12 protein-coding genes are annotated in these 13375 nt (G+C 72.9%); 9 read left to right on the top strand and 3 right to left on the bottom strand.

The features are described 5' to 3' along the window. Positions 1-166 precede the first annotated feature (166 nt). From BM028_RS03410 to BM028_RS03395, 4 genes are all read left to right on the top strand, one after another. Positions 167-766: a hypothetical protein gene (locus BM028_RS03410; protein ID WP_070416983.1), complete on the top strand. Its 600-nt coding sequence runs from the start codon at positions 167-169 to the stop codon at positions 764-766. A 117-nt stretch (positions 767-883) separates the two neighbouring features. Beyond that, the gene (locus BM028_RS03405; RefSeq protein WP_092384540.1) at positions 884-2065 is read left to right on the top strand and encodes a S24/S26 family peptidase; all 1182 of its coding nucleotides are present in this window, start codon (positions 884-886) and stop codon (positions 2063-2065) included. Between the two features lie 61 nt (positions 2066-2126). Further along, positions 2127-3290: a metallophosphoesterase family protein gene (locus BM028_RS03400; RefSeq protein WP_092384538.1), complete on the top strand. Its 1164-nt coding sequence runs from the start codon at positions 2127-2129 to the stop codon at positions 3288-3290. After that, positions 3290-6265 carry an AAA family ATPase gene (locus BM028_RS03395; protein WP_092384536.1) on the top strand — a complete coding sequence of 992 codons (2976 nt, stop codon included), beginning with the start codon at positions 3290-3292 and terminating at the stop codon, positions 6263-6265. The genes BM028_RS03400 and BM028_RS03395 overlap by 1 nt, the downstream gene beginning before the upstream one ends. Before the next feature lie 166 nt (positions 6266-6431). Here BM028_RS03395 and BM028_RS18420 read toward each other — a convergent pair whose 3' ends face one another. After that, the gene (locus tag BM028_RS18420) at positions 6432-6608 is read right to left on the bottom strand and encodes a hypothetical protein (RefSeq protein ID WP_156794771.1); all 177 of its coding nucleotides are present in this window, start codon (positions 6606-6608) and stop codon (positions 6432-6434) included. Next, the gene (locus BM028_RS03390; RefSeq protein ID WP_229087447.1) at positions 6605-7408 is read right to left on the bottom strand and encodes a class E sortase; all 804 of its coding nucleotides are present in this window, start codon (positions 7406-7408) and stop codon (positions 6605-6607) included. The genes BM028_RS18420 and BM028_RS03390 overlap by 4 nt, the downstream gene beginning before the upstream one ends. Positions 7409-7504: 96 nt before the next feature. Here BM028_RS03390 and BM028_RS03385 point away from each other — a divergent pair, with 96 nt between their 5' ends. After that, on the top strand, positions 7505-7942 hold the full coding sequence (locus tag BM028_RS03385; protein ID WP_092384534.1) for a GNAT family acetyltransferase: 438 nt from the start codon (positions 7505-7507) through the stop codon (positions 7940-7942). Positions 7943-8050: 108 nt separating this feature from the next. Here the strand turns inward: BM028_RS03385 and BM028_RS03380 are convergent, their stop codons facing one another. Beyond that, entirely contained in the window at positions 8051-9007 is a 957-nt protein-coding gene (locus tag BM028_RS03380) for an EamA family transporter (protein ID WP_092384532.1), read from the bottom strand. A gap of 36 nt (positions 9008-9043) precedes the next feature. Between BM028_RS03380 and BM028_RS03375 the strand changes: the two genes are divergently transcribed. The 4 genes from BM028_RS03375 to BM028_RS03360 all read left to right on the top strand — a co-directional run bounded on the left by BM028_RS03375 (position 9044) and on the right by BM028_RS03360 (position 13357). Next, positions 9044-10186, top strand: coding sequence for a CPBP family intramembrane glutamic endopeptidase (locus tag BM028_RS03375; RefSeq protein ID WP_139219738.1), 1143 nt, complete (start codon positions 9044-9046; stop codon positions 10184-10186). A 9-nt stretch (positions 10187-10195) separates the two neighbouring features. After that, positions 10196-12043, top strand: coding sequence for a DNA helicase RecQ (gene recQ, locus BM028_RS03370; RefSeq protein ID WP_092384528.1), 1848 nt, complete (start codon positions 10196-10198; stop codon positions 12041-12043). Positions 12044-12122: 79 nt separating this feature from the next. Further along, positions 12123-12863 (top strand): lysophospholipid acyltransferase family protein, encoded by a 741-nt coding sequence (locus BM028_RS03365; protein ID WP_070416975.1) that lies wholly within the window; start codon positions 12123-12125, stop codon positions 12861-12863. A 134-nt stretch (positions 12864-12997) separates the two neighbouring features. Then, a complete protein-coding gene (locus BM028_RS03360) occupies positions 12998-13357 on the top strand; it encodes a hypothetical protein (RefSeq protein ID WP_070416974.1) in 360 nt (119 codons plus the stop codon). The last annotated feature ends 18 nt before the right edge of the window (positions 13358-13375 follow it).

Genomic DNA, 13375 nt, shown 5'->3' with positions numbered 1-13375 from the left:
CTCATTGAACAAGTATCTCACCGATTGAAGTACCCCCAACTGTGGGGGTGTAGCTTCCCTTGTGAGCCACACGGCGCTCAAGTAGCTTGATCGTCGTAGCAACCACGGCGCCGTCGCGACCAACCACCGCGGAACCCCGGCGCCCCTTTGGATCAGGAGCTCCGTCATGTCCCGTGTCACCCCGCGCGCTGCGCGTCTCGCCGCCTGGATCGCCATCCCCGCCGCTCTCGTGGCCTCGGGTGTCGTCGTCTCGACCGCGTCCTACTCGGCCTTCTCGGCCACCACGGTCAACCCGACCAGCAACTGGACGGCCGGCAGCGTCGCCCTCACCGACGACGACAACAACACCGCGCTGTTCAACGCGACCGGCCTCAAGCCCGGCTCGACCGGCGCGAACTGCATCACGGTCACCTCGACCGGCACGCTGCCCTCGACCGTGAAGCTCTACGGCACGAACGCGGCCACGACGAACGCCCTCGCGTCGAACATCAACCTCACCGTCGAGCAGGGCACGGGCGGCGGCTTCGGCTCCTGCACCGGCTTCACCGCGGCGTCGACCAACGGCACGCTCTACAGCGGCACCGTCGCGGGCTTCGGCACGGCCTCGACCAACTTCGCCACGGGTGTCGGCAGCTGGGCCCCGACCGGCAGCGGCTCGGAGTCGCGCGTCTACCGCTTCACCTACACCGTCTCGAGCACCGCACCGAACACCGTGCAGGGCGGCACCGCGGCCCTCGGCTTCACCTGGGAGGCCCAGAACAGCTGAGCCGGCGACACGGGAGCGTGATCGACGCTCCCGTGTCCACCGCGTGACGTCCGGGACCGAGCCCGATGCGGGCCCGTCCGTCACCGTCCGACAACGCGCCCCCGGTCGAAGGCAGTCATGGTCAGCATCGAAGTGCACGGCGGTCCCACGCCGCACGACGTGCTCCGTGACGCCGTCGACTGGGGGCGCGTGGTCGTGGCCACGCTCGCCCGCGGCGTCGTCGCGACCCTGCTCGGGCTCGCGCTCTGGGCGGCTGCTCCCGCCGTCATCGGCTGGCAGCCGACGACGGTGATGACCGGATCGATGGAGCCGCGGCTCACCCCCGGCGACGTCGTGGTCTCCCGCCCGGTGTCGGCCGGTGACGTCCGCATGGGCAAGGTCCTGCTCGTCGACGACCCGGACCAGCCCGGGCACCTCCGCATGCACCGTTACGTCGAGGACGGTCCGCGCGGCACGATCGTCACGAAGGGCGATGCGAACCCCCGGCAGGACTCCACGCCCGTCGAACCCTCGGCCGTCCACGGAGTCGCGTTCCTGCGGGTCCCGTTCGTCGGTGCGCCGATCGTCTGGCTCCGTGCGGGGGAGTGGGGCAAGGTCGGGATGCTGGCACTCGGGCTGGTCGCGGTGCTCGCGCTCTGCACGATCGACGGATCGCTGCGGCGGTTGGTCGGTCCGGCGGGGCGCTCGTCGGAGGACGATGCGTCGCGCGACGCGGGTGGCGGACCGGACGGCGTTGGTGACAGCGGCGTCGGCGCCGGTGACGGCCAGGAGGCGCGGGTCGACCCCGCCCCGCGCGTCGCCACGGCCCCGACCACCGCCCCGACCGCCGTCGTGAGCCGCCGTACCCTCCGTCGCGCGGACCGCCGAGCGCGTCGGTTCCGCCGGCTCGGCGGCGCGGCCGCCGTCCTCGTGCTCGCGGGCGGAGCCGGGTTCCTCCTGCCGGCGGAGGCCGTCGCCGGACCGTGGTCGCGGACCACCGTCACGTCCACCTCGTTCGACGCTCTCACCGTCCCGCAGGCCACCGCGCTCGCCTGCACTCCGAACGGCGACGGCTCCGTGAACATCGGCTTCACCTACGGTGGGCCGGCCGCGACCTCGTTCTCGGTGATGAACGGGACGACCGCACTCGCCACCCAGTCGACCTCGCCCGTGCGCGTCGTCGGCTCCGGTCTCCTCAACCTCGGCCAGGTGTACACCGTCACCGTCCGCGTGAACTACCTCGGGAACTGGACGTCGACGAGCACCGCGACCGCCCGGATCCAGACGGCCCTCATCGGTACCAACCTCAGTTGCGCCTGAGTTCTCCACAGGTCGCCGCGGGGCACCCGGCGATGTCCCCGGCCGGCGCTACCGTGACCGCATGCGCATCCTGCACACCGGCGACTGGCACCTCGGCCGCACACTGCTGGGTGCCGACCTGCTCGAGCACCAGGCGGCCTTCCTCGACTGGCTCGTCGACCAGGCACGGGCGCGTGCGGTCGACCTCGTCGTCGTCGCCGGGGACGTCTACGACCGTGCCATCCCGCCGGTCGACGCCGTCCGGATGCTGTCCGGGGTGCTCGAACGGCTGGCCGAGACGGCCACGGTCGTCATCACCCCGGGCAACCACGACTCCGCCGCACGACTCGGCTTCGGTGCCGGCGTGATGGACCCGCGGGTGCGGATCCTCGCCGAACCCGCAGGCATCGCCACCCCGGTCCTCGTCGATGACGCCGACGGGCCCGTCGCGGTGTACGGCATCCCGTACCTGCACCCCGACCTCACCCGGTACGCCCTCGCGGCGGTGCCCGACGAGCCGCTCGCCCGCTCGCACCAGGCCGTCGTCGGTGCGGCGATGGACCGCGTCCGCGCCGATCTCGCCCAGCGGCCCGGTACGCGCAGCGTCGTCGTGGCCCACGCGTTCGTCGGCGGGACCGAACCGAGCGACAGCGAGCAGGACATCCGCGTCGGCGGTGTCGACCGGGTGGCGCGTGCCGTGTTCGACGGCATCGACTACGTCGCGCTCGGGCACCTGCACGGGCCGCAGCGCGTGGGGGACGGCGACCGCGTGCGGTACGCGGGCTCGCCGCTCGCGTTCTCGTTCGGCGAGCGGCACCAGCAGAAGTCCGTCACGGTCGTCGACCTCGACGACTCCGGGCAGGTGACGGCCGAGCTCGTGCCGGCGCCCGTGCCGCGGCGGCTCGTCGACGTCCGGGCCACGATCAACGAGATCGAGTCCGGGGCGCACCGGTCGGCGGCGGACGCCTGGGTCCGCGTCGCCGTGACGGACACCGTCCACCCGGAACGGATGTACGCCCGGGTGAAGGACCACTTCCCCCACGCCCTCGCCATCACGCACGAGCCGGCCGACCGCGCCGAGCGTGCCGCCGCCCGCGCGGTCACGGCGACGTCCGACCCGGTCGAGGTGGCAGCCGACTTCGTGTCGTTCGCCACCGGCACCGTGCCGGACGACGACGACCGCGCGATCCTGACCGAGGCGTACGAAGCTGCTGCCCTGGCCCTCCAGCGTGAGGGGGACCGCTGATGTACCTGCACCGGCTCGAACTCCGCGCGATCGGCCCCTACCCGGACCTCGTGTCGATCGACTTCGCCGCGCTCGCCGCCTCCGGGGTGTTCCTGCTCGAAGGGCCGACGGGTTCCGGTAAGTCGACGATCATCGACGCCGTGGTGTTCGCCCTCTACGGTGGACTGGCCGGTGCCGACGCGAGCGACGACCGGTTGCACAGCCAGCACGCCGACCCAGCGGTCGAGCCCTTCGTCGAGCTCGTGTTCGAGACCGGTGCCGGTGTGTACCGCGTCCGACGCACGCCGCAGTACCAGCGCCCGAAGCAGCGGGGGACCGGCACCGTGAAGCAGCAGGCCTCCGCGCAGTTGTTCCGCCTCGCCGGGCCGGCCGACGTGGCCGGTGAGCCGATGTCCTCGCGCATCCCCGAGGTCGCGGTCGAGATCGCCCGGATCATCGGCCTCGACAAGGCGCAGTTCCTGCAGACCGTCGTCCTGCCCCAGGGCGAGTTCGCCCGGTTCCTGCGGTCTCCCGGCGAAGACCGCCGCAAGCTGCTGCAGTCGTTGTTCGGCACGCAGGTCTACGACCGGACGGCCGACGAACTCGCTGTTCGCCGTCGCGCCGTCCTGGCCGAGGTCGAGGGCGCCGACGCCCGGGTCCGCGACGCCCTGAACCGGTTCGCCCAGGCTGCGGGTGTCGACGAGCCGGACGAGTCCGACGTCCCCGCGACCGTCGCGGCACTCCGAGCGACCGCCGACGCTGCCGAATCCGCTCGCGCCACCGCGTCGCGCGCGGCCGCTGCTGCGGCGGCGCACGAGCAGTCGGTCACTGCTCGTGCAGCCGCACTGAACCGCCGCGCCGTCCTCGTCGCACGTCGTGCGGAACTCGACGCGGATGCCGACGGGGTCGCCGCGGCCCGCGTGCGCCTGGCGTCGGGCGAACGCGCTGCCCGCGTCGCGGTCGTCGCCGACGGGCTCGACGCCGCACGCGCCCGCTCCGACCACGCCGCCGCGGCGGCGGACGCCCTCCGCGCACAGCACGGCGTGACGACCGACCGAGACGCCCTCGCCCACCAGCGGACCGCCGTGACCGAGTGCCTCGCCGCGGTCCGGCACCGCATCGACCTCGAGCAGGCGCTCCCCGGCAGGCGTCGGGCGATCACCGACGCCGTCGCTCGCGGAACTCTGCTCACCGAACGCCTCGCCGAGCTCGACACCGCGCTCGATGCCCGCCCCGCCGAACGCGCCCGCATCGTCGAGGACGCCCGGGCCGCCGCCGCGCTGGCCGCCGGGTCCGAGGCCGCCCGGCTCGAGGTCGAGCGTGTCCGTGCACTCCGGGCCGACCTCGTCGCCCGGGCCGCGTCCGAGCGGCGCGTGCAGGGTGCCGAGCAGACCGTCATGGCCGCCCGCGCCACCGCCCACGAGCTCGTCCGGGTCGAGCAGCAGTTGCGGGAGCGCCGCATCGCCGGACTCGCCGGAGAGCTCGGCGCCGCACTCCTGCCGGGCGACCCGTGCCCGGTGTGCGGGGCGACGGAGCACCCGGTCGTCGCGACACCGCAGGACGACCACCCCACGACCGAGGCGATCGAGGCCGCGGCCGAACGTGCCCGACGTGCCGAGCGCGCCCTCGGTGACGCCGCGACGGCCCTCGCACTCGAACGGGCCGAACTCGCCCGGCTCGTGCAGGTCCTCGGTGACGTCGACGACGACACCGTCGACGCCCTCGCGGCTGCGGCCGACGCAGCCGTCACGGCGGCGCACGACGCGGCCGTCCGCGTGCGCGACCTCGAACAGCAGCGGGCCGCACACGACGAGGGGACGCGCACCCTCGAACGGCAGCGGAACGAGGTCGACGCCGAACGCGCCGTCCTCGCCGGAGCAGCCGCAGCCGATGCCGAGCGCCTCGAGCAGGACGAGTCGGCGGTGTCGGCCGCGATCGAACGCGTGGCCGAACACCTCGACGATGCGCCGGAGACCCTGCGCCAGGGGGTCGAGTCGCTCGACGCGCTCGTCGGTCGACTCGACGCGGTGCTCCAGGCCGACAGCCGCGCGGACTCGGCAGCAGCCGACGTCCGCGAACGTGCGGCCGAGGTGGACCGGGTCCTCGCCGAGCAGGGGTTCGACGACGTCGCCTCCGCCCGCGCCGGGGTCCTCGACCGAGCGGACGCCGAAGCACTCCGGGCCGAGGTCGCCCGTGCCGACCAGGCACGGGCGGTCGTCGACGCGGGACTCGCCGAACCGGCGGTCGTCGCTGCGGCCGACGATGACCCGGCAGCACTCGACCTCGACGGAGCCCGCGCAGCACGGGACGCCACCGCAGCCGCGGCCGAAGCAGCCGTCCGCGCGGCCACGTCGGCGGTCGACCAGGCCGTCGCGTCCGAACGGTGCGCAGCCGAGCTGGACGCCGCGGTCCGTGCCCGCGACGACACCTCTGCGCGCAGTCGGGCCGTGGTGCGGCTCGCCGACGTCGCGGCCGGGGTCGCAGCAGCCAACCCCACCGGGATCACCCTCGGCACCTACGTGCTCATGCGCCGGTTCGAGGACGTCGTCGCCGCGGCGAACGACCGGTTGCGGGCGATGCTCGCGGGCCGGTTCACGCTCGAGACCTCCGACGAGCGGGAGTCCGGCTCACGTGCACGGCGCACGGGCCTCGCGCTCGCCGTGCACGACCAGACAACCGACACCGTGCGCGATCCCCGCAGCCTGTCCGGCGGCGAGACCTTCACGGTGTCGCTGTGCCTCGCGCTCGGTCTCGCCGACGTCGTCCAGGCCGAGGCTGGCGGGGTCTCCCTCGGCACGCTGTTCGTCGACGAGGGGTTCGGCACGCTCGACCCCGAGACGCTCGACGACGTGATCGGGCAGTTGTCGCGCCTGACCGCGGGCGGCCGTCAGGTCGGGATCGTCAGCCACGTCGAGGAGCTCAAGCAGCGGATCCCGGAGCGCATCGCCGTGCGGCGCACGTCCGACGGCGGATCCCGGGTGACGACCACGGTCTGACGCGCCCGCCCCCGCGCCCGCGCCCGCCCCCGCGCTCGCGCCCGCACCCGCTCCGCCCCCGCCTCGCCACCGTGCGAGGCCCCGAGCTCGGTGCGAGGCCCCCGACGTCCCACCGTCAGCGAAACCTCGCACGGTGCGGACCCAGGACGCTGCGCAACCCCGCGCGTCAGGGCGACGGCGACACGTCCACCGTGCCGTCCGGCGGCGGCAGGATGTCCGCAGCGACCCACGGGAACACGAACGTGAACAGGACCCACACGATCGCCGCGAGGAGCACGAGCAACTCGATCACCTTGAGCGCCGCGGGGCCGGGCAGGATGCGCCAGACGAACGGGAAGATCACTTCGACGTCTCCGAGAGTTCCTTCGGGGTGCCCTCCGACGCGGGCATCCAGTAGTCGAGCTTGGCGTGCGTGACGTACCGCTCCTTCGCCGACCACATCGGGTGGCACGCGGTCAGGGTCAGCCAGCGGTCGTCGGCCGTCGGCTCGACCCCGGGCTTGTTCGGCACCGGGGCGATGGTCTCGACGTGGTCGGGCGTGACGATCTGCGAGTCGGTGACCTTGTAGACGTACCAGACGTCGAACTTCGTCTTCGCATCGGTCACCCGCACCACGACGTCGTCGCCGGTCTTGAGCTCGGCGATCTGGTTGAGCGGCTTGCCGTAGGTCACCCGGTGCCCGGCGACGGCGAAGTTGCCCTCGGCGCCCGGCATCGCGGTGTCCTGGTAGTGCCCGAGGCCGATCGTGTTGAGGACCTTCTCGCGGTCGGTGCCCTCGCCGATCGGGCGCTCGTAGTCCTTGCCGAACCGGGGGATCTGCATCGTGCCGAAGACATCGGTGACGTTCGGCGGCTCGGCGAGCACGGGAGCGGGCCCGCGGTGCTCGGTGCCGGTCCCCGAAACGTCCTTCTGCCCGAGGCCGTCGACGAGCTTCGTCTGCTCGTTGACCGCGACGACGTCCGTCCACCACGCCGTCCACACCACGTACAGCCCGGTGCCGGCGCCCGCGATGATGAGCAGCTCGGCGATGAGCGAGACGATGGCGCCACCCACGGTCTGGCGGCGACGCGGTGCTCGCCGTGCAGCACCGGCCGCACCGTCGCGGCGGTCTCGGCGCGACGGGAGTGTCTCGTGTGCGGTCACGGGGCTCCTGATCCGGATGGGGTGGTCGGACAGGTCTATCAGATCACGACGACGACCCCGTGACGAGGTTGTCCACAGCACCGTTACGGTGAAGTGATGCAGCACGTCCTCCGCCGGTTCGACCCGGCCGACACCGAAGCCGTCGTCGCCCTGTGGCAGGCCTGCGGTCTCGTCCGTCCTTGGAACGACCCCCGTCGCGACATCGCCCGCAAGCTGACCGTGCAGCCGGAGCTGTTCCTGGTCGCCGAGGACGCCGAGGACCCCGCCCGTCCGGTCGTCGGAGCGGGCATGGCCGGGTTCGACGGGCACCGCGGCTGGGTGAACTACCTGGCGGTGCAGCCGGACCTGCAGGGCTCGGGGCTCGGGCGTGCGTTCATGGCGGAGTTCGAGCGACTGCTGACGGACCTCGGCTGCCCGAAGCTCAACCTGCAGGTCCGCGCAGGCAACGAGCAGGTCATCGGCTTCTACGAGGCACTCGGCTACACCGACGACCGCACGGTCTCGCTCGGCAAGCGGCTCATCCCCGACGCCTGACGCCCGCTCCGGCCGCCCCGAGTCTCGGCTCCGCGGACAGTTTCGCGGCCCTGCGAGCACGAAACTGTCCGCCCAGGCGAGACTCGCCCAGTGCGGCGCAGCGACCCCCTACGCGAGCGCCAACCCCACCGCGGCGCCGAACGCCAGCACGATCCCGGCCCACTGCACGGGCGTCAGCCGCTCCCGGAGCACGATCCCGGCGAGCACGACCGTCCCGATCGGGTACAGCGCGTTGAGCACGCTCACCACGGGCAGGGTCGCCGGGTCCTCACTCGAGTGCAGCCCGGCCTGGATGAAGACGTTCGCCGCGGCGTCGAGGACGCCGCAGGCGACCACCGTCCACACCAGGCGAGCCGGCCAGCGTCCGCCACCACGGATGCCGGGAGGCGCGGCAGACCCCGGAGCGTCGGCCGACGTCGCGGGGTCTGCCGCGCCTCCAGGGCCCCGCCCCGCGGCCTGCCCCGTGACCGCGGCCCGCCGCGTCACCACGACCGCCGCCGTCCCGAGCAACACCGCCTGCAGCACCCGCGACACGACCAATGGCGCCACCCCCGCGTCCGACGGCGTCATGTCGTACGCGAGCACGATCCCGCCGAAGCCGCACCCCGCGACCGCCGCCGTCACGAGCCCCACCGCGGTCACCCGCGCACCCGACGTGTCCCGCACCGATGCCACCAGGACCACCGCGAGGACCGCCACCACCAGCGCGACCACCGCGAGGCCCGACAACGCCGTCCCGCGCAACACCGCCACCAGGACGGGCACGACGGCGGCGAAGACGGCGGTCAGCGGCGAGAGCACGCTCATCGGGCCGATCGCCAGCGCGCGGTAGAGGAGGAGGACGCCGACGCCTCCGGACACCCCGGCGATCGCGCCCCACAGGACGGACTCCGCGCCGAACGCACCCCCGACCACGACGAGCCCGACCAGCAGGGGCACGATCCCGACCGCCGCGGCGACGGCGGCGACCGTCACCGCACGGACTCGACGTGACGCGAGGCCGCCGAGGAAGTCGGCGAACCCGTAGACGAGCGCGCCGGACAGGCCGAGGACGACGGTGAGCACGGCTCCCATCCTGCCCGGCCCGGTAGCCTGCGTGGCGTGAGCGTTCCCTACCACCGCCTGCCCCGCGTCGACGCACGCTGGAGGTGGTGGCGCCCGCTCGTGGCGCTGGCGTTCCTCGCCGGCTGGTACTTCGTCTCGCAGGTGATCATCGCCGTCGCGTACTTCGTGCCGATCGGCGCGAACCAGGGGCCGCAGGGGGTCATCGACCTGCAGAACGACCTCGCGAGCGGGGCGCTCGACCCCACCGACCCGGTGGTGCTGTCGCTGTCGCTCGTGTCCCTCGTGGTCCTGCTGCCGGGCATCCTGCTCGCGGTGAAGATCGCGCGCGTCGGTCCCGCCGGGATCCTGTCGTCCACGCGGTTCCGGGTGCGCTGGGGCTGGACGGCCTGGTGCCTCATCCCGACGCTCGTCATCGCGGCGATCATGTTCGTCGTCCAGACCGGGCTCTTCTGGGACGGCGGGATGATCACGACGGACGGTGGCTTCGCCTGGAACCACGCCGCGATCGGCCAGTCGACGGTGTCCCTCGGCACGCTGACCACGACGCTCGTGCTCGTCATCGTGCTCGTGCCGTTCCAGGGCGCAGCGGAGGAGTACATCTTCCGCGGCTTCCTCATGCAGACCATCGGCTCGTGGATCCCGGTCCGCATCGTGGGCACGGTCCTCGCCGTCGCGGTGTCGACCGTCGTGTTCGCCCTGCTGCACATCCCGAACGGCTACAACGTCTGGGGCATCCTCGACGTCGGGTCGTTCGGCCTCATCGCCGCGATCATCGTGCTGCGCACCGGCGGCCTCGAGGCGACCGTGCTGCAGCACGCCTTCAACAACATCATGATCTTCGTGCTGCAGGCGCCGGGGTGGTCGCGGATCGACCTCTCGTCGCAGGACGCCAACGGGACCATCGGCGGCTGGCTCGTCACGCTCGGTACCTCGCTGCTCTACTGGGGCATGGTCGAGGTGCTCGCGCGGTGGCGCCACCTCGACCGCCGGTTCGCGGGCGCGGCCGCACCGCGGTTCCGTGGTCCGGCACCGGTCTGGGCGGGTGGCACGCGCTGGTTCGGTCCAGGAGGCACGGGCTGGGCGAGCGCCCCGGCCCGCCTCGACGAGACGGCCGGCTCGGCCGACGGGGCGGACGCAGCGCCTGTGGACAACGCCGTGGGTGTCGTCGGTCGGCCGTAGGCTCGTGGCATGAGCACCACGCCCGCGCCCGCCGCCGTGTCTGCTTCCCGAGCCGCCGCGCTCGACGTCCTGCACCGCGTGTGGGGCTACGACGACTTCCGGGGCGAACAGGCCTCGATCATCGACCAGATCGTCACCGGGGGCGACGCACTCGTCCTCATGCCGACCGGCGGTGGCAAGTCGCTCTGCTACCAGGTGCCGGCGCTCGTGCGGGACGGCGTTGGCGTGGTCGTGTCGCCGCTCATCGCGCTCATGCAGGACCAGGTCGACGCCCTCGCGGCGAACGGCGTCAAGGCCGCGTTCCTCAACTCCACGCAGGGGCCGGACGAACGTGCCCGGGTCGAACGCGCCGTGGTCTCGGGCGAGGTCGACATGCTCTACCTCGCGCCCGAGCGGCTCCGGCTCGAGTCCACGCGCGCACTGCTCGACCGCGCGCGGATCGCCCTGTTCGCCATCGACGAGGCGCACTGCGTCGCCCAGTGGGGCCACGACTTCCGGCCGGACTACCTCGAGCTCAGCGTCCTGCACGAGCGCTGGCCGACCGTGCCGCGCATCGCCCTGACCGCCACCGCGACGCCGCAGACCCACCGCGAGATCTCCGCCCGCCTCGGCCTCGACGACGCCGCGCACTTCGTCGCCGACTTCGACCGGCCGAACATCCAGTACCGCATCGAACCGAAGACCGGGGCGCTGCAGCAGCTCCTCACCTTCATCCGCACCGAGCACAGCGGCGACGCCGGCATCGTGTACTGCCTCTCCCGCAACTCGGTCGAGCGCACCGCGGCCGCGCTGTCCGAGCAGGGGATCCCGGCGCTGCCCTACCACGCCGGTCTCGACGCCAAGGTGCGGGAACGGAACCAGTCCGCGTTCCTGCGCGAGGACGGCGTCGTCATGGTCGCCACCATCGCGTTCGGCATGGGGATCGACAAGCCGGACGTCCGGTTCGTGGCGCACCTCGACCTGCCGAAATCGGTCGAGGGCTACTACCAGGAAACCGGTCGTGCCGGGCGCGACGGGCTCCCCTCGACCGCCTGGCTGGCGTACGGCCTGAACGACGTCGTGCAGCAGCGCCGGATGATCGACCAGTCCGAGGGCGACGCCGCGCACCGTCGGCAGCTCAGCGCGCACCTCGACGCGATGCTCGCCCTGTGCGAGACCATCGAGTGCCGGCGCGTCCGGCTGCTCGCGTACTTCGGGCAGGAGAGCACGGCGTGCGGCAACTGCGACACGTGCATCGCCCCACCCGAGTCGTGGGACGGCACGGTCCCGGCGCAGAAGTTCCTCTCCACCGTGGTCCGGCTCGACCGTGAACGCGGGCAGCGCTACGGCGTCTCGCACCTCGTGGACATCCTCGTCGGCAAGCAGTCGCCCCGCGTGCAGGAGCTCCGGCACGAGTCCCTCGCCACGTTCGGCATCGGCAGCGACCTGGGCGAAGCGGAGTGGCGCACCGTCGCCCGACAGCTCCTCGCGCAGGGCTACGCGGCGGTGTCCGGCGACGGGTTCGGCACGGTCGTCCTGAGCCCGACGAGCGCCGACGTCCTCGGCGGCCGCGTGCAGGTCCGGATGCGGCGCGACCCGGTGAAGGCACCCCGGGCCTCCCGCAACCGCCGGACCGTCGTGACGGACATGCCGCAGGAAGCCCTCGGGCTGTTCGAGGCCCTGCGCGCCTGGCGTGCGGCCCAGGCCCGCGAACAGGGCGTCCCGGCGTACGTGGTCTTCAACGACGCGACGCTGCGGGGCATCGCGGCGGTGAAGCCGTCGGACGAAGACCAGCTCGCCGAGATCTCCGGCGTCGGCGGGGCGAAGCTCGAGCGCTACGGCCGTGCGGTGCTCGACGTCGTCGCCGCGGCCGAGTGATCGCGACACATTCCGTGGCGGGCATGCGATCGGGGTCGTGATCACTACACTCGGAGACTCCCGTCACGAGGAGGCCCGTGTGTCCGGATCGTCGAAGTACACCACGCTGAGCCGTGCCTTCGTGGCACCGCTCGCTCGCATGATCTGGCGGCCGCGGATCATCGGTCGGAAGAACATCCCGAAGCGTGGCCCGGTGATCCTCGCGAGCAACCACCGCTCGTTCATCGACTCCCCGACGATCGGCCTCCTCGCCCCGCGGAAGGTGTTCTTCCTCGCGAAGAAGGAGTACTTCACGGGCAAGGGCTTCCGGGGCTCGGTGACGCGGGGCTTCTTCGAGGGCATCGGCGCGATCGGTGTCGAGCGGGGTGCGGGCTCGGCGGCGCAGGAGGCCCTCGACCTCGGGCTCGAGCGGCTCCGGGCCGGCGATGCGTTCGCGATCTACCCCGAGGGGACCCGGTCGCTCGACGGCCGCCTCTACCGGGGCCGCACCGGAGTGGCCTGGCTGGCCCTGACGAGTGGTGCACCCGTGGTGCCCGTCGCCCTCACCGGTACCCAGGACGTCCAGCCGGTGGGGTCGCGCGTCCCGAAGCTCGCGAAGGTCACGGTCGAGTTCGGGACGCCGCTCGACCTCTCCGGCTTCGGCGAGGCCTCGTCCGGCCGGGCCCGTCGCCACGCGACGGACGCCGTGATGGCGGCGATCCAGGAGCTCAGCGGACAGGAGCCCGCGAACGCCTACAACAACCCGCCGGCGACGATCGTCGAACGGGTGCGGCAGGTCCTCAGACGCGACGACCCGACGGCCGCGGTCGAGCCCGACTGACGAGCGCATACACGAAACATGCTATTGCACATCTGAAATACTGGTGGTTGAATGGAGTCGTGCCCAGGGGCACACTCCGACCGCGTCCCGCCCGAGAACGGGACGCCCGACCACCTGATCGGAAGGCAAGCAGCATGTCCTCCACGCCGCTCTTCGACTCCATCGCCCGCCGTGCCGAACGGCCGACCCCCGCTCCGGCGGCACCGGCAGCTCCGAGCGCGCCGACCATCTCCCGGGCCACCTTCGCCCCCGCGCCGACCTCGCCGATGACCGCTCCGGTCGAGCCGCAGGGGCCCGTGTTCGTCCCGGCGTCGCTCGTCGCCGCGATCGAGGCCATCCCGACGCGCGTGGTCGCCGCGACGACCGCCCACGCGGTGGCTCCGGAGCAGCTCGTCCTGGTCGAGGCCGTCGCCGACGCGATCACCCGCGCCGTGGTGGACGCCGTCGTGACCGAGCTCGACCGCATCGCCCGCGACGGCGTCGTCCGCGCCTGAGCCGGCCCTCGACGAAGC

The sequence above is a fragment of the Curtobacterium sp. YR515 genome (genome assembly GCF_900113095.1).
Taxonomy (GTDB): domain Bacteria; phylum Actinomycetota; class Actinomycetes; order Actinomycetales; family Microbacteriaceae; genus Curtobacterium.
This window is presented reverse-complemented; position numbering and strand designations above follow the sequence as displayed.

What these genes read in the sequence shown, in the direction of transcription:
- BM028_RS03400 (WP_092384538.1), top strand. Translation starts at nt 2,127, where the DNA reads ATGCGCATCCTGCACACCGGCGACTGGCACCTCGGCCGCACACTGCTG.
- BM028_RS03385 (WP_092384534.1), top strand. Translation starts at nt 7,505, where the DNA reads ATGCAGCACGTCCTCCGCCGGTTCGACCCGGCCGACACCGAAGCCGTC.
- BM028_RS03410 (WP_070416983.1), top strand. Translation starts at nt 167, where the DNA reads ATGTCCCGTGTCACCCCGCGCGCTGCGCGTCTCGCCGCCTGGATCGCC.
- BM028_RS03360 (WP_070416974.1), top strand. Translation starts at nt 12,998, where the DNA reads ATGTCCTCCACGCCGCTCTTCGACTCCATCGCCCGCCGTGCCGAACGG.
- BM028_RS03395 (WP_092384536.1), top strand. Translation starts at nt 3,290, where the DNA reads ATGTACCTGCACCGGCTCGAACTCCGCGCGATCGGCCCCTACCCGGAC.
- BM028_RS03405 (WP_092384540.1), top strand. Translation starts at nt 884, where the DNA reads ATGGTCAGCATCGAAGTGCACGGCGGTCCCACGCCGCACGACGTGCTC.
- recQ (WP_092384528.1), top strand. Translation starts at nt 10,196, where the DNA reads ATGAGCACCACGCCCGCGCCCGCCGCCGTGTCTGCTTCCCGAGCCGCC.